Origin of the sequence: Corynebacterium sp. SA-MJD20WY100 (assembly GCF_039822565.1) — a bacterium.
Taxonomy (GTDB): Bacteria; Actinomycetota; Actinomycetes; order Mycobacteriales; family Mycobacteriaceae; genus Corynebacterium; species Corynebacterium phoceense_A.
Map to the genome: position 1 here is coordinate 75459 of NZ_JBCJKS010000004.1, position 25567 is coordinate 101025.

Annotated in this window: 21 protein-coding genes; 10 read left to right on the forward strand and 11 right to left on the reverse strand. The window is 64.3% G+C overall.

The window, feature by feature from the left end; genetic code table 11:
- Positions 1 to 34: 34 nt before the first annotated feature.
- Positions 35 to 460: a prepilin peptidase gene (locus tag ABJ196_RS03445; protein ID WP_347305233.1), complete on the reverse strand. Its 426-nt coding sequence runs from the start codon at positions 458 to 460 to the stop codon at positions 35 to 37.
- 39 nt (positions 461 to 499) lie between these two features.
- On the reverse strand, positions 500 to 850 hold the full coding sequence (locus ABJ196_RS03450; RefSeq protein WP_347305234.1) for a metalloregulator ArsR/SmtB family transcription factor: 351 nt from the start codon (positions 848 to 850) through the stop codon (positions 500 to 502).
- An 83-nt stretch (positions 851 to 933) separates the two neighbouring features.
- Between ABJ196_RS03450 and arsB the strand changes: the two genes are divergently transcribed.
- A complete protein-coding gene (arsB, locus tag ABJ196_RS03455; protein WP_347305235.1) occupies positions 934 to 1992 on the forward strand; it encodes an ACR3 family arsenite efflux transporter in 1059 nt (352 codons plus the stop codon).
- On the opposite strand, the gene ABJ196_RS03460 is transcribed toward arsB, so the two are convergent.
- Complete coding sequence (locus tag ABJ196_RS03460; protein ID WP_347305236.1) at positions 1989 to 2813, reverse strand: shikimate dehydrogenase; 825 nt, start codon at positions 2811 to 2813, stop codon at positions 1989 to 1991. The two genes, arsB and ABJ196_RS03460, sit on opposite strands and share 4 nt — an antisense overlap.
- 184 nt (positions 2814 to 2997) lie before the next feature.
- Between ABJ196_RS03460 and ABJ196_RS03465 the strand changes: the two genes are divergently transcribed.
- Complete coding sequence (locus ABJ196_RS03465) at positions 2998 to 4002, forward strand: HNH endonuclease signature motif containing protein (protein WP_347305237.1); 1005 nt, start codon at positions 2998 to 3000, stop codon at positions 4000 to 4002.
- 51 nt (positions 4003 to 4053) lie between these two features.
- On the opposite strand, the gene mltG is transcribed toward ABJ196_RS03465, so the two are convergent.
- From mltG to aspS, 6 genes are all read right to left on the reverse strand, one after another.
- Positions 4054 to 5238 carry an endolytic transglycosylase MltG gene (gene mltG / locus ABJ196_RS03470; protein ID WP_347305308.1) on the reverse strand — a complete coding sequence of 395 codons (1185 nt, stop codon included), beginning with the start codon at positions 5236 to 5238 and terminating at the stop codon, positions 4054 to 4056.
- 101 nt (positions 5239 to 5339) lie between these two features.
- The gene (gene ruvX, locus ABJ196_RS03475) at positions 5340 to 5855 is read right to left on the reverse strand and encodes a Holliday junction resolvase RuvX (protein WP_347305238.1); all 516 of its coding nucleotides are present in this window, start codon (positions 5853 to 5855) and stop codon (positions 5340 to 5342) included.
- Between the two features lie 4 nt (positions 5856 to 5859).
- Positions 5860 to 8544, reverse strand: a complete 2685-nt coding sequence (gene alaS, locus ABJ196_RS03480; RefSeq protein WP_347305239.1) for an alanine--tRNA ligase — start codon at positions 8542 to 8544, stop codon at positions 5860 to 5862.
- A 119-nt stretch (positions 8545 to 8663) separates the two neighbouring features.
- A complete protein-coding gene (locus tag ABJ196_RS03485) occupies positions 8664 to 10025 on the reverse strand; it encodes a replication-associated recombination protein A (RefSeq protein ID WP_347305240.1) in 1362 nt (453 codons plus the stop codon).
- A 1-nt stretch (position 10026) separates the two neighbouring features.
- A complete protein-coding gene (locus tag ABJ196_RS03490; protein WP_347305241.1) occupies positions 10027 to 11334 on the reverse strand; it encodes a phosphotransferase in 1308 nt (435 codons plus the stop codon).
- 135 nt (positions 11335 to 11469) lie between these two features.
- Entirely contained in the window at positions 11470 to 13272 is a 1803-nt protein-coding gene (gene aspS, locus ABJ196_RS03495; RefSeq protein WP_347305242.1) for an aspartate--tRNA ligase, read from the reverse strand.
- 331 nt (positions 13273 to 13603) lie between these two features.
- Between aspS and ABJ196_RS03500 the strand changes: the two genes are divergently transcribed.
- The 7 genes from ABJ196_RS03500 (at position 13604) to ABJ196_RS03530 (ending at position 21778) form a co-directional block, all read left to right on the forward strand.
- Positions 13604 to 14521: a neutral zinc metallopeptidase gene (locus ABJ196_RS03500; protein ID WP_347305243.1), complete on the forward strand. Its 918-nt coding sequence runs from the start codon at positions 13604 to 13606 to the stop codon at positions 14519 to 14521.
- A 252-nt stretch (positions 14522 to 14773) separates the two neighbouring features.
- A complete protein-coding gene (locus tag ABJ196_RS03505; protein WP_347305309.1) occupies positions 14774 to 16321 on the forward strand; it encodes an inorganic phosphate transporter in 1548 nt (515 codons plus the stop codon).
- 100 nt (positions 16322 to 16421) lie between these two features.
- Positions 16422 to 17141 carry a CBS domain-containing protein gene (locus ABJ196_RS03510; protein WP_347305244.1) on the forward strand — a complete coding sequence of 240 codons (720 nt, stop codon included), beginning with the start codon at positions 16422 to 16424 and terminating at the stop codon, positions 17139 to 17141.
- Between the two features lie 91 nt (positions 17142 to 17232).
- Positions 17233 to 18354 (forward strand): LLM class flavin-dependent oxidoreductase, encoded by a 1122-nt coding sequence (locus tag ABJ196_RS03515; RefSeq protein WP_347305245.1) that lies wholly within the window; start codon positions 17233 to 17235, stop codon positions 18352 to 18354.
- Positions 18347 to 19018 (forward strand): FMN reductase, encoded by a 672-nt coding sequence (locus ABJ196_RS03520; protein ID WP_347305246.1) that lies wholly within the window; start codon positions 18347 to 18349, stop codon positions 19016 to 19018. The genes ABJ196_RS03515 and ABJ196_RS03520 overlap by 8 nt, the downstream gene beginning before the upstream one ends.
- Before the next feature lie 184 nt (positions 19019 to 19202).
- Positions 19203 to 20612: an L-serine ammonia-lyase gene (locus ABJ196_RS03525; RefSeq protein ID WP_347305247.1), complete on the forward strand. Its 1410-nt coding sequence runs from the start codon at positions 19203 to 19205 to the stop codon at positions 20610 to 20612.
- 587 nt (positions 20613 to 21199) lie between these two features.
- Positions 21200 to 21778, forward strand: a complete 579-nt coding sequence (locus ABJ196_RS03530) for a helix-turn-helix domain-containing protein (protein WP_347305248.1) — start codon at positions 21200 to 21202, stop codon at positions 21776 to 21778.
- A 40-nt stretch (positions 21779 to 21818) separates the two neighbouring features.
- Here ABJ196_RS03530 and hisS read toward each other — a convergent pair whose 3' ends face one another.
- Positions 21819 to 23099 carry a histidine--tRNA ligase gene (hisS, locus tag ABJ196_RS03535; RefSeq protein WP_257052215.1) on the reverse strand — a complete coding sequence of 427 codons (1281 nt, stop codon included), beginning with the start codon at positions 23097 to 23099 and terminating at the stop codon, positions 21819 to 21821.
- A gap of 6 nt (positions 23100 to 23105) precedes the next feature.
- Entirely contained in the window at positions 23106 to 23750 is a 645-nt protein-coding gene (locus tag ABJ196_RS03540) for an MBL fold metallo-hydrolase (protein WP_347305310.1), read from the reverse strand.
- A 658-nt stretch (positions 23751 to 24408) separates the two neighbouring features.
- On the opposite strand from ABJ196_RS03540, the gene ABJ196_RS03545 reads away from it, so the two are divergent.
- Entirely contained in the window at positions 24409 to 25260 is an 852-nt protein-coding gene (locus ABJ196_RS03545; RefSeq protein ID WP_257034691.1) for a peptidylprolyl isomerase, read from the forward strand.
- The last annotated feature ends 307 nt before the right edge of the window (positions 25261 to 25567 follow it).

Sequence of the window (25567 nt, forward strand, 5' to 3'; positions counted from 1 at the left end):
ACATGCTGGCACTAGGTCGCCAGAGCCTTTAAATTCATATGCCTTGTGGCCCCCACATACCCCATGCGACGACGCTGCCCGCCGCAGCGAGCATGCCGGGGCCATGCGCGGGAGCGGGATCACCCGCGCCAGCCCAGTGCCACCGCGCCGCCTGCGCGACCAGCGTCGCAACGTTCGCGAGGAAGACAGCCGCAAGCACGCCCGACCACCCCGCTACGTGTGCCACCGCGATGCCCAGCGGTAGCGCAAGCTTGATATCCCCGCCGCCGATGCCGCCCCGGGCCACCCCCAGCGCCAGATACAGTCCCGCCCACGCGCAGCCGGCGAGGCTTATCCACGGCAGAGCGCCAGCCGCAGCGGGCAGCGTGAGCCACGCGGGCAGCCGGCGCTCGCGCACGTCGAAGCGCCACAACGCGGCCGCCCAGGCCACGACGATCATCCCCACGAGTCCACCCCACATGCCGCCCGATACTAGCGGCCCCGAGCGTGACGCGCAGGCTTAGCCGATCTGCAGCACGCTGCGCAGCTCGGCGAACGCCTCAGACACGACCGCGTGCGTCACGGTGCGGCCTTCCTTGGTGCGCGTGAGCAGGCCGGCCTCCGTGAGTCGCTTAAGGTGATGAGACACCGTGGGCTGCGTCAGGCCGGTGAGAGCAACGAGGTCGCCGACGCTCATGGGCGCGCAGCCCGCGTCCGCGATTTGTGACAACAGGCGCAAGCGCGTGGGATCAGCGAGGAGACCGAAGAGCGCGGCAAAGCGCGCGGCGTCAGACTCCTCGAGGAGCCCCTCACCCAGGCTGCAGCACGGTTCAGAGAAATCGCGAAGAGGAATCTCCAGGGACGAATTCATACTCCCATTTTATATTGACGTCATAAACTATGAAAATTAAAATTAATATTTACTCACATCTATACTAATAAATTTGGAGATTCATGCCACGGCTCTCATTCCTTGACCGCTTCCTTCCCCTGTGGATCCTTCTTGCCATGGGGCTTGGGCTGGTGCTCAGTCGCGTCGCACCCGGCCTCGCCGCGTGGCTCGACGGCGCCAAGATAGGCACGATTTCGCTGCCCATCGCGCTCGGCCTGCTCGTCATGATGTATCCGCCGCTGGCGAAAGTGCGCTACGACAAGGCGGGCGGCATCGTCGCCGATAAGAAGCTCATGACGCTCACCATCGTCCTCAACTGGGTGGCTGGCCCGACCTTGATGTTCGCGTTGGGTTGGATCTTCCTTCCGGACCAGCCAGAGCTGCGCACGGGGCTTATCATCGTCGGTCTCGCGCGCTGCATCGCGATGGTGCTCGTATGGTCCGACCTCTCCTGCGCTGATCGCGAGGCCACCGCCGTCCTCGTCGCCATTAACTCGCTCTTCCAAGTCCTCTTGTTCGGCGTCCTCGGCTGGTTTTACCTCCAGATTCTGCCGAGCTGGCTGGGCTTGTCTACCACGTCCGCGGATTTCTCCTTCTGGGCCATTGTGCTCTCCGTGCTCGTCTTCCTGGGCATCCCGCTGCTCGCTGGCGTCGCCTCGCGGCTCATCGCCGAGCACACCGCTGGCCGCGAGTGGTACGAAGAGCGCTTCCTGCCCGTCGTCTCCCCACTTGCGCTGCTCGGACTGCTCTACACCATCGTCGTGCTCTTCTGTCTCCAGGGTGAGTACGTCATGGCGCAGCCCTGGACCGTCGCGCGCGTCGCGCTGCCGCTGCTGTGCTACTTCGTGGTGATGTTCAGCGTCGCACTCGTCGCGGCCCGGGCCGCGGGCATGCCCTACGATCGCTGCGCGTCCGTCGCGTTTACGGCGGCGGGCAATAATTTTGAGCTTGCTATCGCCGTGGCCATCGGTACTTTCGGCGCCGAGTCCGGCCAAGCGCTCGCCGGTACAGTGGGCCCGCTCGTCGAGGTGCCCGTGCTCGTCGCGCTCGTCTACTTCATGCGTTGGACAGGGCCCAAGCTCTTCCCCGCTGACGCGACGTTGCCGCCGGCGCGCGTTTAGCCGCGCTTCTTCAGCGCTTCGAGGAGCGCGTCCACCATCGCTGCGCGCGGCGCCGAGAGCCCGGTGTACTGCTCGAATTGGCTGAAAGATTGGTGCGCAAGCATGATGTGCCCTCCCACCGTGGGATAACCGTCCGCCGCAGCGTACGCCATGAGCGGTGTGGGTAGCGTGTCGTAAATGACGTCGAGCACCGGCGCATGGCTAAGCGCCTCGAGGTGGTCCGTGAGTACAGCGGACGGCACCGTCGAGACGATGACGTCAGCCTGTTTAACGCGCGCCCGCAGATTGTCGGCGTAGCTCACAGGGGTGAGGTTGAGTTCGAGGGCATCGGCAAGCTTGGCAAACTCTGCCGTGCGGTCCCGGCGGTTGAGGACATCGATGTCGCGGTAGCCGCGTTGCGCCAAGCCCCACAGTGCCGGGCGGGCCGTGCCACCGGCCCCAATGACCAGTGCCCTGCAGCCCGTACCGGGCTCGTCCCCCATAAGCTCAGCCAAGGCGCCGGCGATACCCTCGGTGTCTGTGTTGTCCGCGCGCCAGCCGCCGCCCTCAAGGCGCACGAGCGTATTTGCCGAGCCCATAAGCCGCGCGCGGTCGGTGACCTCCGTCGCGAAGTTGAGGGCGGCGAATTTGCCGGGCATCGTCACCGAAAACCCCCGGAAGTCCGACTCGGACTCCCCCACGCGCTCCGGCAGCTCCTCGGCGGTGGTCTCGAAGCGCTCATAGCTCCAGTCGTCGAGCCCCAAGGCCGCGTAGCCCGCGTTGTGCAGGACGGGCGAGAGCGAGTGCGCGATGGGGGAACCAAGAACGGCGGCGCGGGGCATGGAAAGGGCCTTTCACTAGGACGAACGTGAGCGGCAGACTGCGAAGGGTTCCGGCGAGAACCTACGGTTCCGTATCCACAGTCTGGATCTTTGCCCATTATATTGGGCAAGAAAATCGGAGTTATCCACAGGCGCACGGACGGAGCGTTGCCGCGATATTGACGCTGGCCATAGCGTCGCAGGCATGGCTATCTCTTATGTTGAAGCAACCACGATTGGCGTCGACTCTCTCCGCGACCTCGTCGGCCTCGAATCTAAAGACCTCCGCGCCCAAGGCGTACCGAAGACCGATGCCTCCGATGGCGTAAAGCTCGCCCACATCTACTGGGGTCCGACGCACGCGACGCGCTTACAGCGCAAGGCTCGCGATGCTGCGCGCACCCGCAGGCATACCGTCAAAACGCTGAAGAAGATCGAAAACCACGTCAAAAAGGCGAAGAAGACGCCCGACCGGCTGCGCGTGAAACTCTGCGATACGCCCGCCGAGAAAATCGACGAGGTGGCCGCGAAATGGCTGCCCGCGCCGGAGAAGAAGCCAACGGCGCGCCACACGTACCGCAAGGACGGCTGGCACAAGCTCGTCCTCGACACGAACGAGCCGTGGCTCATCGACTTGTTCAATCTTCTACCCGGAGTAAACGAATCCGGGCCGCAGAATTTCGATAACCTTTTAGAGGGATTCAAGGCGCTTACCGAGGGCAAGGCCAAAGACACCGTGCCCGGGCGTGCGGCGCATATCGTCATCACTCTCGATGATGTTGAGGAAATCCTCAACGGAACCGCAGGCGAGAAGAAGTTTCGCGCCACGGACGGGACGGTGCGCACGGGCAAACAGCTCGTCGAGGAGAAGCTGCTCGGCGCGGGGCTTGTCACGCTGGCCACCCGGTGGAACGAGCCGGTGGATTGCTACCGGGTCACGCCGCTGTTCAATCGGAAGCAAACCGCCATGGCGTGGGCGCTATGGCCGCAGTGCATCCACCCGGGCTGCAAGGCACCTGCCATGAAGTGCCAGCGCGACCATCTCATCGCGTGGGCGAAGGGCGGAATGACGAACGCGTCGAATCTCGTGCCGCTGTGCGCCCACCATAACGGCAAGAAAGCAGACGGAAACTCCTATTTCCGAGACGATGATGGCGTGCTGTGGTTTGTCACACCGTACGGCAAGCGCATCGAGTGCACGGTGGACTAAAACGACAAGCGCCCCGCCCGCGGAGTGCGGACGGGGCGGCAAGCGGCAGCGTTACTGCTCGGCGTCGCCTGACGCGCCGGCGCCTTCGGCCTCGCGCTGCGAGTCCAGAATGCCGGAGTTGATGGCGCGGTCGACGTTGGTCAGGTGCTCATCGTAGTTGTTGCTGAACACCGTGGTGCCCTGCTCGTCGACGGTGACGAAGAACTTCCAGTCGCCATCAGCCGGGTTCTCCATGGCCTGGATGGCCTCTTCGGACGGCGACGCGATCGGAGTATCCGGCAGACCGTCCTTGGCGTAGGTGTTCCACGGGGTCTCGCGGGCGCGGGCCTCGTCCGTCGTGGCGAGTTCGACGTCCGCGAGGTCATAGTTAACCGTGGAGTCGAACTCGAGGCGCATGGGCTCGGCGAGACGATTGAGGATGACGCGGGCGACCTTGTCGAACTCGCCGGCCGGTGCCTCGCGCTCGACGAGGGAGGCTGCGGTGAGCAACTCGTAGGGGCTCAGGTTCATCGCCTGCGCGCGCTCCACGATATTGGTCTCGTTGTACTGCTTCGTCGAACGCGTGATGAGGTCGGTGAGGATCTCCTGGGCCGACATGTTCGGGTCCAGCACGTACTGGCCAGGGGCGATGAGGCCCTCAAGGCGCTTCGGGTCGTTGCCGCGCGCACGGACGGCGTCGAGTGCCCACTCCGGGGCACCGAGCTCGGCCGGGTCGACGTTGGCCGCGACGCGCTCCAGCTCTGCCTTGTCCACGCAGGAACCGTCAGAGCAGGAGACCTTGGAGATCTTCGAGTAAATGCCGTAGCGGATATCGCCACCGACGACGACCACGTCGCTGAGCGTGAGACCGCCGGGCACGTCGAGCATGTCCACCTTGTTCTCGTCGTTGAGCAACGCGGATACCGCGGACTTCGCGCTCATCTCCTCCTGGAGGTGGAAGAAGCCGGGCTGAATCTGCGAGGCCATTGGGTTGTTGGCGACGGCGGTCTGGAAGGACTCCTCCGAGGCGACGACGTTCTTCTCCACAAGCTGGGGTCCCAGCTGCGACATGGAGCTGCCCTCTTCGACTTGCACGAGCTGCGTCACGCCGTTGCCCTCACCTTCGTAGTCTTTAGGCACGCCGAGATCGCGCAGGTTATGCCACGCGACATAGCCGATCGTTCCGACGATCAGCACGATGGACGCGACGAGCACGGCCAAGCCGTTTTGGCGTCGCTTGACGTACTTCGGTTCCATGCGCTTGCCGATGCGCTGTTCGTTGCGGCTCACTGAAGCTTCAATCTCCTCGTTTCCGGGGGTGCCGCGGCCAGGCGTCGCGCCAAGCCGCGGGCGGGGATTTAGTCCGCCAAGGCGTTAGCGCGGCCGTCTAGCCACGACTGCAAAATCTCTACCGCCGCCGCTTGGTCGATGACCGCGCGGCCCTTGCGCTCGCTCACGCCAGACGCACGCAGTGCATGAGTCGCAGCGACTGTGGTGAGACGCTCGTCCGCCATGCGTACGGGAGGTAGAACTTTATCCATAGTGGCACCTGCGGCCAGCCTACGGCGGATGCGAAACGCGATTTCTTTGGCATGTTTCACACTTTTTGACCCATTGGCGTGCAAATCACGGGGCAAACCGACCACGACTTCCACGACATCATAGTCCTCGATGAGTTCGAGGATGCGGTCGATGTCGCCTTTGTCGCGGTCCTTGAACCCCGTCTCGCGCGGCACGGTCTCCACGGGCATGGCGAGCTTCGCGTCACGGTCGGACACGGCGACACCAATGCGTACCGTGCCCACGTCGAGCGCGAGGCGGCGGCCCTGGCCCGGGTCGTCGACGCCGGGCGTATCGGGTTCGACTTTCGCCATTGGCTTAGAGCGACTCGACGTAGCTCTTGAGGGCAGCGAAGCCCTCTTCGATGCCGGCGGCATTGGAGCCGGAGCCCTGCGCCATGTCCGGCTTGCCGCCGCCCTTGCCGCCGACGAACTCGCCAAAGCGCTTGACGAGGTCGCCGGACTTGACGCCGCGGGCGATGGCGGCATCGGAAGCAGCGGCGATGAACGGCACCTTGGCGCCGTCCTCGGCAGCGAGGAGGATGATGGCAGCCTCGTCGCGGACACGGTTGCGAATCTCCGTCGCGACGGTACGCAGGTCCTTGCCGGACGTGCCCTTGGGCAGGCGCGCGGTGAGCACGCGGAAGCCGTTGATGTCACCGGCGACGGCGAGGAACTCCGCAGCCTTCGCTGCGAGCTGGGCGGAGCGCAGGTGCTCGATTTCCTTCTCCGCGGCCTTGAGCTTCTCTGCCAGCTGGGCGACGCGCTCCGGCAGGTCCTCGGTCTGGACCTTGAGCTCGCGGGAGACGCCCTCGATAAGCGCGGTCTCCTTGGAGTAGTAACGGAAGGCGTCGAGACCCGAGTAGGCCTCGATACGGCGTGCACCGGAGCCCACGGAGGACTCGCCAAGCACGGAGACCGGGCCGATCTGAGCCGTGGCGCCGACGTGCGTGCCGCCGCAAAGCTCGAGGGAGAACGGGCCGCCCATCTCAACGACGCGGACCTTCGAGCCGTAGTTTTCGCCGAAGAGCGCCATGGCGCCCATGGCCTTAGCTTCCTCGAGCGAGGTCTCGATGGTGTTGACCTGGAAGTTCGCGTCGACAGCTTGGTTGGTAATCGTCGCGATTTCCTGCAGCTGCTCCGGGGTGAGCTGCTCGGTGTAGTTGAAGTCAAAGCGCAGGTAGCCCGGGCGGTTCATGGAACCGGCCTGGACGGCCGTGGGGCCTAGCACCTGACGCAGGGCGGCGTGGATGAGGTGTGTGGCGGAGTGCGCCTGGACGGCACCGTGGCGCCACTCCTCGTTGACCTCCGCCGTGACGGACTGGCCGAGGTCTAGGCCGCCAGCCGTGACGGTCGCCTTGTGGACCCACAGCTTCTTGCCGATTTTCTGAACGTCGCCGACCTCAAGCAGGGTCTCGCCCGCAAAGAGGCGACCGCGGTCAGCCATCTGGCCGCCGGCCTCGGCGTAGAGCGGCGTCTGGTCGAGGATGACCTCAACCTCGTCGCCCTCGGAGACCTCGGTGACCTTTTCGCCGCCGCGCAGCAGGCCGATGACCTTTGCGTCGGAGGTGAGCTCCTCGTAACCGGTGAATACGGTCGGGTTGTTATCGACCCACTCGCGGTAGATGGACAGGTCCGCATGGCCGTGCTTCTTGGCCTGGTTATCGGCCTTCGCGCGGCGACGCTGCTCGCCCATTGCCTCATTGAAGCCGTCCATGTCGACCTCGAGGCCGGCCTCATTAGCCATCTCGAGCGTGAGGTCGATGGGGAAGCCGTACGTGTCGTGCAGTTCGAAGGCCTTGTCGCCAGAAAGGACCTTTGGCGTCTTGGCGCGTGAGGTGTTCTTAAGTTCCTCGACGGCCTCGTCGAAGAGCTTCGTGCCGGACTCGAGGGTCTTGAGGAAGGCCTTCTCCTCGGTGACGGCGACTCGCAGGATGCGTTCGCGGTTGTCTGCAATCTCCGGGTAGGACGGCGTCATGGTGTCCATGATGGTGTTCATGAACTGCTCCAGCGTGGCGCCCTTGGCACCCAGCAGGCGGGCGGAACGCACGATGCGGCGCAGCAGGCGGCGCAAGATGTAGCCGCGGCCCTCGTTGGACGGGGTGACGCCGTCGAGGATGAGCATCATGCCGGTACGGGAGTGGTCAGCGATGACGCGGAAACGGATATTGTCTTCCTTCGGCGCGCCGTCCCCGTACGTGGAGCCGGTAAGCTTCTCCGCCTCGTCAATGACGGGACGCAGGAGATCAGTCTCGTAGACGTTGTCCACGTCTTGGAGGATGCAGGCCACGCGCTCGATGCCTAAGCCGGTATCGATGTTTTTCTTCGGCAGCGGGCCCACGATCTCGAAATTGCCCTTGCCGATGCCCTCGCCGCGCTCATTTTGCATGAAGACCAGGTTCCAGATCTCCATGTAACGGTTATCGTCAGCAATGGGGCCGCCCTCAGCACCGTATTCCGGGCCACGGTCGTAGTAGATTTCAGAGCACGGGCCGCACGGGCCGGGAATGCCCATGGACCAGTAGTTGTCCTCCATGCCCAGGCGCTGGATGCGGTCTTCGGGCACGCCGATCTTGTCGCGCCAGATGTCGCGCGCCTCGTCGTCGTCGAGGTACACCGTCACCCACAAGCGCTCCGGGTCGAGGCCGAAGCCGCCGTCCTCGAGCGAGCCGGTGAGCAGCTCCCAGGCGTGCGTGATGGCGCCTTCCTTGAAATACTGGCCGAACGAGAAGTTGCCAGCCATCTGGAAGAACGTGTTGTGGCGCGTCGTAATACCGACTTCCTCGATGTCGAGGGTGCGCACGCATTTCTGGATGGACGTCGCCGTGCCGTTGGGAAACGGCGGGTTCTGCTGGCCCAGGAAGTAGGGCTTAAACGGCACCATGCCGGCGTTGACGAACAGCAGGTTCGGGTCGTCGAGGATCAGCGAGGCGCTGGGCACGGCCTGGTGGCCGGCTTTGACGAAGTGCTGGGTAAAGCGTTCCCGAATCTCATGGGTTTTCACGTCGCAAACATCCTTATGTGCGGTAGCGTCAGCGGGGCGCAGCGCGCCCCTGGGTTTAACTCGCACAACTTTACCCGCTCCCCGCACATCGGGCGGAACCGGGGCGCGCAAACGCGCCGCTAATTTTTCCCGCGAATGAGGTTGCGCAGCCGCCCCAGGTAATCGCGGATGCGCGACTCGGCGCCGTGATTGGTGGGCTCGTAGTAGACCGCGCCCGCCAGCTCGTCCGGCAGATACTGCTGCGCGACGACGCCGCGCGGGTCATCGTGCGGGTATTTATAGCCCACCGCGTGGCCGAGCTTTTTCGCGCCTTCGTAGTGGCCGTCGCGCAAATGGGGCGGGACGTGGCCGATCTTGCCCGCGGCGACGTCCGCCTGCGCGGCGGAAATCGCCGCGATAACCGCGTTCGACTTCGGCGCCGTCGCGAGATGAATGGTCGCCTGCGCGAGCGGAATGCGCGCCTCGGGCAGACCGATAAGCTGCGCCGCCTGCGCCGCCGCGACGGCCGTGTGCAGCGCCGTGGGATCCGCCATCCCGATGTCCTCAGACGCATGCACCATAAGCCGCCGCGCAATAAACCGCGGGTCCTCCCCCGCCTCAATCATGCGCGCGAGGTAATGCAGCGCCGCGTCCACATCCGAGCCACGGATGGACTTAATAAACGCGCTCACGACGTCGTAGTGCTGGTCACCGTCGCGGTCATAGCGAACGACGGCGCGGTTGACGTTGTCCTTGATCGTCTGCGGGGTGATCTCCCCGCCGTCCGGCACAGCCTCGGCCGCGGCCTCCAGGTAGGTCAGCGTGCGCCGGGCGTCGCCGCCCGCCAGCTGGACCAGCTGGTCCAGCGCCTCTTCTGTAGCTCCCACGCGCTTGCCGATGCCCCGTTCGTCCTCCAAGGCCCGCCGCGCCAAGGTTTTCAGATCCTCCGGCTCCAACGAGTTGAGCTGGAGCAGCAGCGAGCGCGAGAGCAACGGTGCCACGACCGAGAACGACGGGTTCTCCGTCGTCGCGGCGACGAGCAGCACGGTGCGGTTCTCCACGGCGGCAAGCAGAGCATCTTGCTGCGTCTTGGAGAAACGGTGGACCTCGTCGATAAAGAGCACGGTGCGTCGGCCTTGGATGAGCTCTTGGCGCGCGTGCGTGATGACCTCACGGACTTGCTTCACGCCCGAGTCGAGCGCGGACAACCCCACGAAGTTCTGGCCCATGGCCGACGCAATGAGCGACGCGATGGTCGTCTTGCCCGTGCCAGGCGGGCCGTAGAGGATGACGGAGGCCTCGCCGGAGCCCTCAACGAGGCGGCGCAGCGGCTTGCCCTCGCCGAGCAGATGGTCTTGGCCGAGCACCTCGTCGAGCGTGCGCGGGCGCATGCGCGCGGCGAGCGGGCTGCCTGCATGCGTAGCGAAGAGATCGCGGCCGGGGCGGGGCGCTGCGCCGGAGGGAGCATCGGCAGGCTCGCCGAAGAGGGATTCCTGCGCCATATCAGTACGTGGATGGCGGGAGAAGGCGTGCGGCGACGGTCTGCGCGAAGACGGAGACGGCCAGGCATTCGTCGGTCTCGCACTGCGCGGCGAAGCGGCCGAGTGCCTCGAAGGTCTCGAAGAGGTCCTGGCGCACGAGCAGTTCGTCCTCGCTGAAGTGGCCCTCGTCCGGGCTGCGGAGGATGGACTCGCGGTTTTCCGTGTCGAGGATGTCCTCGCCGCGCGCGAGCGCGAGGATGCCCTCCAAGCTATCGGCATAGAGCATGGTCACCGAAGACAATGCCCAGCCGATGAGCGAGGATACAAGCAGGCGGTGGAGCTTGCCCTCGTCCGCGTAGCGTGGCCAGGTCTCCGCGATTTCGCGGGCCCAGGCGCCGACGAAGACGTCGGCCTCCTCGTTGGAGATGGGGCGCGAGAAGAGGAACTGCGGGAATCCGGCGATGACACACGCGACGTCGAATCCGACGTTGCGGAAACCGGCCCACTCGTAGTCGAGGAAGTAGATCTTGTCGCCGACCACGATATTGTCCGGCGAGAGATCAAAGGGCGTAAACGCGCGGGAGCGGCCGGACTGCTGGATCTCGGTGGCGTGCGTGGCCAGCTCCGTGAACTCCGCGGGCGGCTCGAGACCCGCGTCGCGCAGGAGGTCGAGGCCCATGAGAATAGAGCGCTGCAGTGCATCGTCTCGCTTAACCTGGTTCTCGCGGTACTCGGGGTGTTTGTGCAGCATCCGCGCGAGCAGCGCCTCATAGTCCTGTTCGCGGCTGGCGGTGCCCGCATGCATGAGGCCGAGCTGCTCGCCGAGCAGGCGCACAATTTTGATGCGTTCCGCGTCATCGGCGGTGCGCAGGCGATCGACGAGGGTGTCCGCGTCGCCGATGTCGGTGAGCACGACGATGCGCTGGTCCATGTCATAGGCCAGCAGCACCGGACCAGGGCGCACGTCCTCGGGAAGCGAGGTCGTGAACTGGTAGGCAACGACCTCACGCATGAACGCCGAGTCGTCGATGGCGTGGCCCGTGACGGGCATGTGCTTGACCACGACGGAGCGGTGTGGAAGGAACGCCGACGAGGACAGCCGCGCGCGGACGACCGTGGCGTTGCCCGAGCCGCCCAGCAGCTCGACGTCGCCAAGGTCCGGCGTACCGCCAAAGCGCCGCGCCAAAAGGTCGCGCGCAATGGCGACGACGCGATTGACGTCAAGGTCTTCTTGGGGAGCGTGCGGTGCGCCTAGCGCGCCATCGCGCGCGGCACTACCCGTCGCTGCGTCCATGGTCTCTACAGCCTCCTGCACGAGTGCGTGCGGCATGGATGCGCACGCGAAATAGAAAGTCTTGGCGGCGCGGCCGCGTGGGCCGCGCCGTGGGCATGGGCTCAGGCTACCTGCGACCGGTGCGCGTAAAGCACGCCGGTCCGCAGCAGCCGAAGCCTCGACAGGCTCGCCTTAAGCCTGGGCGGCGTCCTTCTTCGCCTTCTCCGGCTTGAAGTCCACGCCGGTCTCCTTACGCTGCGCGGCCGGAATCGGTGCCGGGGCATCGGTAAGCGGGTCGACGCCGCCGCCGGACTTCGGGAAGGCAATGACGTCGCGAATGGACTCAAAGCCACCGAGCAGGGAGACGATACGGTCCCAGCCGAAGGCGATGCCGCCGTGCGGCGGAGCGCCGTACTGGAAAGCGTCGAGCAGGAAGCCGAACTTTTCCTGGGCTTCCTCTGCGCCAATGCCCATGACGTCGAAGACGCGCTTCTGGACATCATCCTGATGGATACGGATGGAGCCGCCGCCAATCTCGTTGCCGTTGCAGACAATATCGTAGGCGTAGGCCAGCGCGGAGCCCGGGTCCTTGTCGAAGGAGTCGAGGAACTCCGGCTTCGGCGAGGTGAACGCGTGGTGCACGGCGGTCCACTTGGAGTGGCCGAGCGCGACGTCACCGGAGGCGGTCGCGTCTGCGGACGGCTCGAACATCGGGGCGTCGACGACCCAGGTAAAGGCCCAGTCGCCGTCCTTGATGAGGTCGAGCTTCTTGGCGATCTCGCCACGCGCGGCGCCGAGCAGCGCGCGGGAAGACTTGGTGTCACCGGCGGCGAAGAAGATCGCGTCGCCCGGCTTCGCGCCGACGTGGGCAGCGATGCCCTCGCGCTCAGCGTCGGTGATGTTCTTAGCGACCGGGCCGCCAAGCGTGCCGTCCTCGCCCACCGTGATGTAGGCCAGGCCCTTAGCGCCGCGCTGCTTCGCCCACTCCTGCCACGCGTCGAACTGACGGCGCGGCTGCGAGGCACCGCCGTCCATGACGACGGCGCCGACGTACTCGTTCTGGAACACGCGGAAGGTGGTGTCCTTGAAGAAGTCCGTGCATTCGACGATCTTGATGTCGAAGCGCAGATCCGGCTTATCGGAGCCGTAGTACTTCATGGCGTGGTCATAGGTCATGCGCGGGATCGGCGTGGTGATCTCGTAGCCGATGAGCTTCCATAGCTCGACGAGGATTTCCTCGGCCAGCGCGATGATATCGTCTTGATCGACGAAGGACATCTCGACGTCGAGCTGGGTAAACTCCGGCTGGCGGTCAGCGCGGAAGTCCTCATCGCGGTAGCAGCGGGCGATCTGGTAGTAGCGCTCCATGCCAGCGACCATGAGCAGCTGCTTGAACAGCTGCGGGGACTGCGGCAGGGCGTACCACGAACCCGGCTTCAGGCGAGCCGGTACGAGGAAGTCGCGGGCGCCTTCCGGCGTAGAACGGGTGAGCGTCGGGGTCTCGATTTCCGTGAAGTCGTGCGAGTCGAGGACCTTGCGCGCAGCACGGTTGGCGGCAGAGCGCAGTCGCAGGGCATCACCTTGGGACTTGCGGCGCAGGTCGAGGTAGCGGTAGCGCAGGCGGGCTTCCTCACCCACCTCACCGGAGGTGGAGGGGTCATCGATCTGGAACGGCAGCGCAGCAGACTTGTTGAGGACCTCGAGGTCAGACACGTTGACCTCGATCTCGCCCGAGGCGAGGTTCGGGTTAGCCGAGCCCTCCGGGCGCGGCTCTACGACGCCGGTGACCTTAACGCAGTACTCGGAGCGCAGATCGTGGGCGCGCTCAGCAACCTCGGACTCGCGGAAGACGACCTGGGCAATACCGGAGCGGTCGCGCAGATCGATAAAGATCACTCCGCCGTGGTCGCGCCGGCGGGAAACCCAGCCCGTCAGCGTCACGGTCTCACCGGCTAGCTCCTTACGAAGCTCGCCTGCCAAATGGGTACGCAGCACTAGTGCTCATTCCTTTCAGATTTTTATTTCTCGGGACCATCCGCCACGCGTAAACGGCGCGCGCAGTATGACCCACAAGTCGTGTTCCCGCCGAATGGATCCGCGTTGGACCCGGGGCGGCACCCCACCTGGCGCCGTGCTCCGCGGCGCGGCGCACTGTGTCATAAAGGGCGGCCCTCAAGTTTACCCGCCCCCGCCTCGCCGGGCAGTGATGAGGTCACCTCCCACCCGTCCGGGTGAGTAACCTGCGGACGCCGGATACACACCCGTTACCTATCTTTTACCCCACCCTGCGGGACGGGTAGTCCGAAACTATGGTTGGATTGATTTTATGACATTTCGCTCAGGAGCAAATTACGAAGGCAGGCGCGCACGATCGGGTTCAGGCGGTCGCCGCGGCGGAACCATTGCGGCCGGCGGCGGCATTGGCACCCTGCTCCTCATCGGCTTGTTCCTGCTCATGGGCGGCAATCCCGGTGACCTAGGCGGCATGCTGGGCGCGAACGATTCTCAGGGCCAGGTCGAATCCGGAGAATCCACGGACGGAACCGATCCGCTCGCGCACTGCGACTCCGCGGAAGCCGCCAACACGTACGACGACTGCCGCGTCGAGGCGACGGCTCGTTCCGTCGACCAAGTGTGGACGGCCATCCTGCCCGAACAGGCGGGCCTCGAATACACCCAGCCGGGTCAGGTCATCTTCCAGGACGCCGTCAATACCGGCTGCGGCTACGCCAGCGCTCAGACCGGCCCGTTCTACTGCCCGGCCGATCAGTCGGCGTACTTCGACACGTCCTTCTTTGACCAGCTCACCCAATTCGGCGCCGAGAATGCTCCGCTTGCACAGGAGTACATCGTGGCGCACGAGTTCGGCCACCACATCCAGCAGATCGAAGGCACGCTCGGCCTGTCGAACTACAACCAGCCGGGCGAAGACTCCAACGCGGTGAAGATCGAGCTGCAAGCCGACTGCTACGCCGGCATCTGGGCACACTATGCCTCCGAGCCAGGCGCCAACGGCGAGGAGCCGTACATCGAAAAAATCACGGACGAGCAGGCGCAGTCCGCCATCGATACCGCCCGCGCCGTGGGCGACGACAACATTCAGCGTCGCTCCGGTGGCCAGGTCCGCCCCGACCAGTGGACGCACGGTTCTTCGGAACAGCGTGGCAACGCCTTCCTCACGGGCTACCGTGAGGGCACGATGTCCGCGTGCGACTACTTGGAGCGCGGCGCCTATAAATCTTAAGGTCTAGCTGCATAAATACAGTCCAGGTCACATACCCGTTCACCGGTGGGCAATCTCACCGATCGGGCGGGCTTCTTTTTGTATATCGACACTCCGAAGCTGGTTTGTGTTCATATCCCGTACACCTTCGTCCTATAAGTTCCTCCGTACGGTTCTTAGATGCGAAAGGAATAGTCGTTGTCACAAGCCACCACCCCCTCTCCTAGCGCGTCCGCAACGGGCGTCGCCGGCGAGCAGAAGAATAACGACTGGATTTGGCACCTCTCATTCGGTCTACTCCTTGCAGTCACACTCATTTGGTTCTTGTTCTGGACCAACGGCTATGTCGCCACTGACTCCAGCAAGATCGTCTTCATCACCGCCGTCATCTTTGCGGTCTTCATGGCCTTCAACATTGGCGGCAACGACGTTGCCAACTCCTTCGGTACCTCCGTGGGTGCTGGCACGCTGTCTATGAAACAGGCCCTCGTGGTCGCCGCCATCTTCGAAGTCTCCGGCGCGATCCTCGCCGGCGGCGAAGTCACGGACACCGTCCGCTCGGGCATCGTCGACTTAAACGCCATCAATGGCCTCGACCCGATGGAGTTTGTCTACATCATGATGTCGGCACTCCTCGGCGCCGCCATCTGGCTGCTCGTCGCCACCCGCATGGGCTGGCCGGTCTCAACCACCCATTCCATCGTCGGCGGCATCGTCGGCGCCGCACTCACCGTAGGCTTCATCACGGGTAAGGGCGGCTGGAGCATGGTGCAGTGGGGCGAAATTGGCACCATCGCCTTCTCCTGGGTCCTCTCCCCGGTCCTCGGCGGAGTGGCTGCGTGGCTGCTCTTCGGCTGGATTAAGCGCTCCATCCTCGTCTACAACGAGGCCGCAGATACGCAACTGCGCGAGATCACGCTGCGCCGCGCCGAGCTGCGCCAGGAGCACAAATCCCGCTTCCAGCGCATGGATGAGCTGCAGCAAATTTCCTACACGAACGCCATGGCGCGTGACGCCACGCTCGTCGCCGAGGAAGACTATGACCCGGACCTCCTCGAGTCGGACTACTACCGCGAGCTCCACCACATCAACAAGGACTTGGACAACGTCCAGGCGCACCGCGCCCTGGAGAACTGGGTTCCGTTGCTGGCCGCCATCGGCGCCGTCATTATCTCCGCGATGATGCTCTTCAAGGGTCTCAATAACGTCGGCCTCGACTTCTCCGCCCTGCAGAATTTCCTGGTGATGGGCATGGTCGGCGCCGCTGTGTGGATGGCCGTCTTCATCTTCGCCCGTACGCTAAAGAAGCACTCGCTGGACCGCTCCACCTTCCTACTCTTTAGCTGGATGCAGGTCTTCACCGCGTCCGCGTTCGCGTTCTCCCACGGCTCCAACGACATCGCTAACGCAATTGGCCCGTTCGTCGCCGTCATTGACGTCCTGAAGAAGGGCGAAATCGCGGACGAAGCCGCAGTTCCGGCTCCCGTCATGATCGCCATGGGCATCGCGCTCATCGCCGGCCTATGGTTCATCGGCCGCTTCGTCATCCAGACCGTCGGTTCGGGTCTTACCCAGATGCACCCGTCCTCGGGCTTCGCCGCCGAGCTTTCTGCCGCCGCCGTCGTCATGGCCGCGTCTCTGCTCGGCCTGCCGGTCTCCTCGACGCACATCCTCATCGGCGCCGTGCTCGGCGTCGGCATCGTCAACAAGGCAGCCAACTGGAACCTCATGAAGCCTATCGCCCTCGCCTGGGTCATCACGCTTCCGGCCGCCGCGGGCATCGCCGCGGTCACCGTCGCTATCCTCCGCGTCACGTTCTAATCAACGCTCCGCACCACTCGCCGCCGCCCTCACCCCAGGACGGCGGCGAGACACATTTTTCGCGACCACACGCGCAGACACGCAGGTAGACTCGGGCACCATGACGCACACCTCCGCAGCTTTCTTCGCCGCTTTCAATGACATCGAACAGCATTTGCGCTCCCGGCTCAACGCTAAGAATTCTGACTCGTTCTGGTGGATGGCAGACCGCGCCGTAGAGCGTCACATCCTCTCGGGCAAGCAGGCAGAAACGCTCAAGGATTATTCCAACCTGCGCAACGCTATCGCGCATGGCCGCTACTACGACGGCGATCCCATCGCAGAGCCACACCCGCGCGTCGTCGAGAGCATCGAAAGGTTGCGCGACCTCCTCATCAATCCGCCCACGGCCTTTACAATCCTGGGTGGACAGGACGTTGCCGTGCTGGCACCCGACGCACCCATCTCGCAGGCGCTCAGCCTCATCGCCCAGCACGACTTTTCGCAAATCCCCATCTACGAAAATGGATCCTTCCTTCAGCTGCTCACCACCAACGTCATCACCCGCTGGGTCGCTGCAGACCTTGAGGACAATAACCAGCTCGACGCCGTGACCGTGCGAGAAGTCCTCACTTTCGGCGAGCCTGCGGACCGCGCCGTGTTCCTCGACCGCCAGGCCACCGCGCAAGAGGCCATCGACGCATTGACGGATCCCGCGAAGGACGGCACACACGCATGTGCAGCCGTCATGACGGAGCACGGTAAGAAGAACCAAAGCCCCATTCGCATCATCACACCCTCTGACCTGTCTGAACTCATCGACGCCGTCGAGTGGGAATAGATGAATTTCCGGTTGTTGTTACGTCATATAGAATTATTCAAGGATTAAACGTAAATAGCTACTGAATTAACTATAGCGAAAGGCCACGGCCGTGCAGTTTGGCATCTTCACCATCGGTGACGTCACGAAAGACCCCACCAACGGCACCACGCCCACCGAGGCGCAGCGCATTCAGAACATGACGGAGCTCGCGCTCAAGGCCGAGGAAGTCGGACTTGACGTCTTCGCGACCGGCGAGCACCACAACCCACCGTTCGTGCCGTCCTCCCCCACGACGCACCTAGCTTTCATCGCGGCGCAGACAAAGAAAATTCAGCTCTCAACGTCTACGACGCTGATTACGACCAACGATCCCGTGAAGATCGCCGAGGATTACGTCTTCCTTCAGCACCTCGCTGGCGGCCGCGTGGATCTCATGATGGGCCGGGGCAATACCGGCCCGGTCTACCCGTGGTTCGGCAAAGATATCCGCCAGGGCATCCCGCTCGCCGTTGAGAATTATCACCTCCTTCGTCGCCTGTGGCGCGAACCCGTCGTCAACTGGCAGGGCAAGTTCCGCACGCCGCTGCAGTCGTACGTCTCCACCCCGGCCCCGCTCGACGGCGTGCCGCCGTTTGTCTGGCATGGGTCCATCCGCTCCCCACAGATTGCAGAGCAGGCCGCGTATTACGGCGACGGTTTCTTCCACAACAACATCTTCTGGAACAAGGAACACACTGCGAAGATGGTCGCGATGTACCGCCGCCGCTACGAGAAGTACGGCCACGGCCGCGCAGATCAGGCCATCGTCGGCCTGGGAGGCCAGGTCTTCATCGCAGACACGGAGCAGGAAGCCAAGGACACCTTCCGTCCTTACTTCGACAACGCGCCGGTCTACGGCCACGGTCCCTCGCTCGAGGACTACACCGCACAGACGCCACTGACCGTCGGCACCGTGGAGCAGGTTATCGATCGCACCATGCAGTTCGCGGACTGGGTGGGCGACTACCAGCGTCAGCTCTTCCTTGTCGACCACGCAGGGCTCCCTCAGGAGCTCGCGCTCAAGCAAGTGGAAATCCTCGGCACTGAGGTCGTGCCCGAGCTGCGCCGCCGCATGGAGGCCCGCCGCCCGGACCACGTCCCGTCCGATCCGCCCACCCACGGCTGGCTCCAGGACCACCGCGACGCCCCGCACTTCCAGGTCGCACCCGCCAAGGAGGAAAACCATGCGTAACCTCGTCGTCATCACCGCCGGCCTGTCTACTCCCTCCTCCACCCGCAAGCTTGCCGATGCCCTCTCCGCAGCCACCGCATCCAAAATCACCGCCCGCGGCGAGGGCGTTAAGACCACCGTCTTCGAGCTGCGCGAGCTCGCCGGTGAGCTCGCCGAAGCCATGACGAACTGGGGCGCGGTGACCCCGCACCTCGACGAAGCCAAGCGCGCGATCTCCACAGCGGACGGGCTCGTCGCCGTGACCCCGGCGTTCCAGGGCAGCTTCTCGGGACTGTTCAAGATGTTCTTCGATACGCTCGACACGCACGCGCTCGACGGATTGCCCACGCTCATTGGTGCCACGGGCGGCTCCACGCGGCATGCACTCATGCTCGACTACGCTATGCGCCCGCTGTTTAATTACCTGCACGCCGTCGTCGTACCCACGGGCATCTACCAGTCCATGGACTCCTTCGGCTCCGAGGAAGGCGCTCAGACTGCACGCCGGATCGAACGCGCCGCGGCTCAGCTCGCGGACCTCATGGTGGCGCCCACGGACCGCGTCGGGGGACTCAGCGGCATCGGTAGCAATGATGACGCCTCCCCGCGCCGAAAGACGGGCCTCGACCTCGAGGAAGACTTCGTGCCCTTCGAGCAGCTCTTGGGCGGACATACCGGCGACTAGTCCGTCGCCGCGACCGTCTGCATTATTGCAGGCGGACGTAAACTATGCATGAGCTGGGCGAACCTTGCGAATACCCCCATTTAACCCCACTCTCGTGGGCCAGCGCGGCGCGATCGCGGCCGCGCGTTAGGATGGGTCGTCATCCCTTTGGCAACCCCCAATTTTCCGAAGGACTCATCTTTCCATGACTATTAGCGTCACCGATATCTTTTCGATCGGCATCGGCCCCTCCTCCTCGCACACCGTTGGCCCTATGCGCGCGGCCAAGGTTTTCGTGGAGTCTCTGCCAGAGTTCCCGGCGAAGGTCCACACACAGCTGCGCGGCTCGCTCGCCGCCACGGGCAAGGGCCACGCGACCGACCGCGCGGTCATCCTGGGACTTGCCGGCTGGGAGCCGCTCACCGTGCCGCTCGACGCCAAACCCGCACCTGGCTCGATTATCCCCTCCGCCGGCCGCGTCAAGGGCCCGCTGGGCTCGCTCGATTTCTCGATCGGTTTCGACCCGACGCCGGTGCCTGAACACCCCAACTGCCTCATCTTCAGTGCCTGGGACGCGGACGGCAACCTCGTGGCGTCGAACTCCGAGTACTTCTCGGTGGGCGGTGGTTTTATCCTCTCGCGCGCCGAGCTCGACGCCCAGCTGCGCGCCTCGGACGAGGTCCCCGCGGGCATGGCCGCCGCCTCCGTCGATGACGTGGTGCCTTATCCGTTTACCACCGGTGCCGAGCTCCTCGCCCACTGCGAGCGCACCGGCTTGCCGGTGTGGCAGGTCGTCCTCGCTAACGAGGAAAAGCTCCATGCCGACGAGGGTGGCGCCCAAGCCGTGCTCGACCATCTCGACCTCGTGTGGGATACCATGCGCGAATGCGTCACCCAGGGCATCGCGACGAAGGGCATCTTGCCCGGCGGCCTCGACGTCACGCGCCGCGCACCGAAGCTCTACACACAGCTGCTTGACCGCCAGGATGACGAATCCTGCGGCTTCTCCGCCATGGAGTGGGTCAACCTCTACGCACTCGCCGTCAACGAGCAGAATGCCGCGGGTGGCCGCGTCGTCACGGCGCCCACGAACGGCGCGTGCGGCATTATCCCGGCCGTGCTCCACTACGCGCGCGACTTCCAGGCGGGCTTCACGCGCGAGTCCGCACGCCGCTACCTGCTCACCGCGGGTGCCGTGGGCATGATCATCAAGCAGAACGCGTCGATCTCGGGCGCCGAGGTCGGCTGTCAGGGCGAGGTCGGCTCGGCCTCCTCGATGGCCGCAGCCGGCATGGCCGAGCTCCTCGGCTGCACGCCGCGCCAGGTCGAAAACGCCGCCGAAATCGCCCTCGAGCATAACCTGGGGCTCACGTGCGACCCGGTGGGCGGCCTCGTGCAGATTCCGTGCATCGAGCGCAACGCCATCGGCGCCGTCAAGGCCATCAATGCCGCGCGCCTGGCGAAGATGAGCGACGGCGAACACCGCGTCACCCTCGACGACGTCGTGGAGACGATGGCAGAGACGGGCCGCGACATGATGGACAAGTACAAGGAGACCTCCATCGGCGGCCTGGCGAAAACGCTCGGCTTCGCCGTCTCCCAGGTCGAGTGCTAGGCGGTTCCGTTTTCACCGGAGTGCGTCGTTGCGGCACGTCAACCCTCCTCGAGACACTGGCGCGCGATGCCGCCGCACACGCCACAACCATCGTCTACCTCAACCTCGAATCCGCATAAGGACGAACGATCCGCACTGCCGATGCCCTCTCCGCCTACATCGGGCGCGAGGCACCTGACCAGCAGACGCCGACATCTATCTCACCGGTTCTAACGCAACGATGCTCTCGGGTGATCTCGCCACTCACCTCGTCGGCCGCTACGGAGCTTTCCGCATCCAACCGCTTTGCCTTGCCGAGATTTTCGAACTCCACGGCGGGGAGCCGAACACGCGAGTATCCCACCTACGGCGGAGTTCCCATGCTCAAGTAGTGTGGCTTTCAACGTGAGCCTCGCGTCGATTGTCTCCGGAGCGTCTACGACACTGCCATTGTGCGCGAGGTCGGAGCGCTGCGTGCGATCCCCGATAACTTCCCCACGACGGTGCTTCCCGCGCGTAAACGCAGCGACCAACCGGTAGCGCCCCCGGACCGTGCCGCGTCGTACACTAAACCCATCTTGTCTTTATCTAGAAAGTAGTGTCTCCACATGCGTGCCGATGCCCTCCGCCGCCGCAATGCCCTCATCGACGCCGCCATCGAACTCTTCCGCGCCCAGGGTCCAGAGGTCACACTTGACCGCGTCGCCGAGCGTGCTGGCGTGGGCATCGCCACGCTCTACCGCAACTTCGCGGACAAGGACGCCCTCGCCATCGCGTGTGCCGAGCGCATGGGCATCGCGTTTCTCGAGCGTCAGCAAGACATCAACCACCGGCTCGAGGACGCGGACGCCGCGGCAGCACAGGCACTCGTGCATGACTACGCCCAGGCCTTGCTCGATATCGGCGCGGCCACGCTCGTCCCGGTATTCATCCCCGAGCAACTCTCTGCGCTTGACCCGACGCTGCTGCCCGAGCTGGAAAAGCTCATCGTCGGCGGCGACCTTTTCATCGCGCGCGGCCAGGCGGCCGGCGCCATCGGTCCAGGCGTGACCCACCTCGAATTCGTGACGGGACTGCTCGCGCTCGCTCGCCCTCGCACGGTGGATCTCGCCGAATATCAGCCCGACATCGAGGCGCAGATGGTTGACCTCTATCTCGCCGGCGTGCGCGCCGGACACCAAGAATAGAAAAATCCCCGCGCCACGCTGGCGCGGGGAGGACGAGGTGCTAGGCCAAACGCGAAGAAATCTCGGAGGCGACGTCCGCGAGCTGAACGTCGTGCTGCTCGTGGGCCGCGAGGTCCTTAAGCGCCACCGTGCCGTTGGCAAGCTCCTGGTCGCCGAGGACGAGGGCGAAGCGGGCACCGGCGCGGTCCGCGCCCTTCATCGCGCCCTTAAGGCCGCGGTCGCCGAAGGACATATCGGCGGAAATACCAGCCTTGCGCAGGTCGTTGACGATCAGCGCCATCTTCTTCTTCGCCTCGGCCCCCAGCGCCACGCCAAAGACGTCGACGCGGGAGTGAGCGCCCTCCAGCTCAATGCCTTCAGCCTCGAGCGCGAGCAGCGCGCGGTCGACACCCAGGCCGTAGCCGATGCCAGAAAGCTCCTGGCCGCCCAGCTGCGACATGAGGCCATCGTAGCGACCGCCGCCGCCGATGCCCGACTGTGCGCCAAGGAGCGGGTGGACGAACTCGAAACACGTCTTCGTGTAGTAGTCGAGGCCGCGAACCATGCGCGGATTGATGGTGTACTCCACGCCCATGTCGTCGAGGAGACCCGTGACGGTCTCGAAGTGCTCCTGGCACTCCGGCGACAAGTAGTCGAGCATGAGCGGCGCGTCCGCGGTCATCTCCTGAACCTCGGCACGCTTATCGTCGAGGACGCGCAGCGGGTTGATCTCCGCGCGGTGGCGGGTCTCCTCATCGAGCGGCAGCTTGAAGAGGAACTCCTGCAGCTTCTCCCGGTAGGCCGGGCGGCACGTGTTATCGCCCAGGCTCGTAAGCTCGAGGCGGAACTGCGAGAGACCGAGGGCGCGGAAAGAGCGGTCGGCCAGGGCTACGACCTCAGCGTCGAGCGCCGGATCATCGACGCCGATGGCTTCGACGCCCACCTGCTGGAGCTGACGGTAACGGCCGGCCTGCGGGCGCTCATAGCGGAAAAACGGGCCAAAGTAGTTGAGCTTGACCGGCAGCTGGCCGCGGTCCAGGTTGTGCTCGATGACGGCGCGCATCACACCGGCGGTGCCCTCCGGGCGCAGCGTCACGGAACGGTCGCCGCGGTCGGCGAAGGTATACATCTCCTTCGTCACGACGTCCGTGGACTCGCCCACGCCGCGGGCGAAGAGCGCGGTGTCTTCAAAGATGGGCAGCTCGATGTGCTGGAAGCCAGACAGATGCGCCTCGCGCACCATGGTCTCACGGACCTTGTAGAAAGTAGCCGACTGCGGCGGAACATAATCCGGCACACCCTTCGGCGCGGACAGGGCCTTAAACTGCTTCTTATCACTCACGGCCACCTACATTACCTCCCCAATCTGGATGAGGAACGGATTGGTCGCCCTCTCCGCGCGCATGGTGGACGTGGGCCCGTGGCCAGGCAGAATAGCAAGCTTATCGTCAAGCTCCCACACGGGTCCGCGCAGCGAGGCCTGCATAGCCGCCGGATCCGAACCATAAAGATCCGTGCGGCCGATGGAGCCGCGGAAGAGCACGTCGCCCGTAAGCGCAAAATCCTCGCCGATAATGAGCACGCACCCGGGCGAGTGACCGGGGGCATGGCGGAGGGTAAAGGGGGCATCGGCAAGCTCGAGGGTGGAGCCGGAAAGATAGCGCAGGTCCTTGATGGGGACCATATTCTCCGCATCGAAGAGCTGGCGGGACTGCTCGGACATGCCCTTGGCCTTGTCGAGGAAGAATTCATCGTCCGGGTGAATATAGACCGGAATATCGAGCTCCGCCGCGAGGTCCCCTGCCTCGCGCGAGTGGTCCACATGACCGTGCGTGAGCACAATCGCCTCGAGCGTCAACGAGTGCTCGGCTGCACAATCGAGCACGCGCTGGCGCGCATGCAGGCCGGGATCGACAACAAAAGCACGCGCACCGTTGGCAATGATATAGGTGTTTGCCTTGTAGGGGCCGGCTCCGAATCCATAAATATCCATGGAGACGAGACTACCGCGCGGTGAATAGAGCGCGTCGTCATCGGGCCAGCACTCAAGCTCCGCGTAGATGACCTTGTGGCCAGGGTCCGTGACCACAACGCCGCTCGCAGGCAGGCCGTTTGCCGGCGGAGTGGGGATGGTCATGCCGTAATCATCACAAACGTGAAGCGAAAGCCCGTCACCGTCACAACTCTCCACCGAGCAGAAACGCTCCCGCGCGAACGCCGGGCCATTCGAGATCATGTCCTCCACGTAGGCCGCGCGCTCATTGAACTCGCGCACAGAGAAGCTGCACGCTTCCGTATCAATCGACCGGAAGATGGACAGCACCAGGCGCTTGCCAGCGAAATCCGAGTCCTTCACCGGCTTAAAGTCAGCACCCACGAGCTCGAAAGCGAGAAGAGTCTGACTGTACTTCGGCACCTCACCATTCGTCTCTGCGGAGTCAGCGTACAAGTGAGTGCGGCCATACCAAGGGGTATTACAGTAACTATTAATCTAGTCATAAAGGATGACCAGTGTGCCCACGTGTGAAACCGTGGACACCGCGTCGCGTAAGATAATGGCGCTAGCTTCCTCGCGCCGCGGGCCCCACCGCACGCGGCGCGAACGGAGCCCCCGAAACGTGCCCGTTACCTACAGAAAGCGTAGAACTCCAGTGGCTGATAACTCCCAGCGCGGCGCAGAGGCGCTCAACCAGCTTGAGCGCGAGCTCAAGTCTCGCGACCGCAAAGAAAAGGCCCGCCCGCTCGGCGTCGTGCTCGCCTCCCTCCTCGCGATTCTCGCCATCGGCGGCGGCATTACGTACATGGCCACCCGCAGCAACGACGACGCAGCGTCGGTCGCCGAGTCCTCCCAGGCCGCCACCACGACCGCCACCCCGGAAGCCGTCGCCCTGACCGGCAAGCGCGCCACGCCGCTGGCAAAGACCGTGGAGTGCACCTACAACGAGTCCCAGGGTTCCGACAACAACGGCGCCAAGGTCCCGGACGGCAAGGACATCTCCACCGAGGGCACCGCCAAGGTCACGTTCAAGACCAACCAGGGCGATATCCCCATGGAGCTCGACCGCGCGCTCGCACCGTGCACCGTCAACGCCATTACCTCCCTGGCCAAGCAGAGCTACTACGATGACTCCGTCTGCCACCGCATGACCTCGTCTGGCATCTTCGTCATCCAGTGCGGCGACCCCACCGGCACCGGCTCCGGCGGCCCGGGCTTCCAGTTCGCTAACGAGTACCCCACCGACGAGATCGAGGATCAGTCCTCCCCAGTGACCTACCCCAAGGGCTCGCTCGCCATGGCGAACAGCGGTCCGGACACCAACGGCTCGCAGTTCTTCATTAACTACGACGACTCCCCGCTGGCCCCGGCCTACACCTACTTCGGCACCGTGACCGACAAGGGCATGGAGACCGTGGACAAGATCGCCAGCCTCGGCATCCAGGATGGCGCCACCGATGGTGCCCCCGCCAAGGAAGTCAAGATCGAGTCCGTCTCGGTCGCCTAATACTCTGATCCCAGCCCGCCCTCACCGGGGGCGGGCATTCTGCGTCCTGCCTAGCTTTCCGATGCCCCTTCACCCACCCTCGCACACGCCGGCGTTCTGAGGGCCTCTCCTCCACTTAATGTTCATCTCCATTGAGCTGTGACGATTGACACAAAATCACACCCGCGTCATTCAATTCCTAAAGAAGAAACTTAAAACTCTCAGATAGGCGCCCAGCTCATAGATCTAACAGGCACAGACCACCAAACTTTCGAGCTCACAGGGAGATAACAGATCGGGGGTTGATTATCAAAATGCGCTTGCAAAG

Coding starts and splice junctions, on each gene's coding strand:
- ABJ196_RS03445 (WP_347305233.1), bottom strand. CDS start 460: ATGTGGGGTGGACTCGTGGGGATGATCGTCGTGGCCTGGGCGGCCGCG.
- ABJ196_RS03450 (WP_347305234.1), bottom strand. CDS start 850: ATGAATTCGTCCCTGGAGATTCCTCTTCGCGATTTCTCTGAACCGTGC.
- arsB (WP_347305235.1), top strand. CDS start 934: ATGCCACGGCTCTCATTCCTTGACCGCTTCCTTCCCCTGTGGATCCTT.
- ABJ196_RS03460 (WP_347305236.1), bottom strand. CDS start 2,813: ATGCCCCGCGCCGCCGTTCTTGGTTCCCCCATCGCGCACTCGCTCTCG.
- ABJ196_RS03465 (WP_347305237.1), top strand. CDS start 2,998: ATGGCTATCTCTTATGTTGAAGCAACCACGATTGGCGTCGACTCTCTC.
- mltG (WP_347305308.1), bottom strand. CDS start 5,238: ATGGAACCGAAGTACGTCAAGCGACGCCAAAACGGCTTGGCCGTGCTC.
- ruvX (WP_347305238.1), bottom strand. CDS start 5,855: ATGGCGAAAGTCGAACCCGATACGCCCGGCGTCGACGACCCGGGCCAG.
- ABJ196_RS03485 (WP_347305240.1), bottom strand. CDS start 10,025: ATGGCGCAGGAATCCCTCTTCGGCGAGCCTGCCGATGCTCCCTCCGGC.
- ABJ196_RS03490 (WP_347305241.1), bottom strand. CDS start 11,334: ATGCCGCACGCACTCGTGCAGGAGGCTGTAGAGACCATGGACGCAGCG.
- ABJ196_RS03500 (WP_347305243.1), top strand. CDS start 13,604: ATGACATTTCGCTCAGGAGCAAATTACGAAGGCAGGCGCGCACGATCG.
- ABJ196_RS03510 (WP_347305244.1), top strand. CDS start 16,422: ATGACGCACACCTCCGCAGCTTTCTTCGCCGCTTTCAATGACATCGAA.
- ABJ196_RS03520 (WP_347305246.1), top strand. CDS start 18,347: ATGCGTAACCTCGTCGTCATCACCGCCGGCCTGTCTACTCCCTCCTCC.
- ABJ196_RS03525 (WP_347305247.1), top strand. CDS start 19,203: ATGACTATTAGCGTCACCGATATCTTTTCGATCGGCATCGGCCCCTCC.
- ABJ196_RS03530 (WP_347305248.1), top strand. CDS start 21,200: ATGCGTGCCGATGCCCTCCGCCGCCGCAATGCCCTCATCGACGCCGCC.
- ABJ196_RS03540 (WP_347305310.1), bottom strand. CDS start 23,750: ATGGATATTTATGGATTCGGAGCCGGCCCCTACAAGGCAAACACCTAT.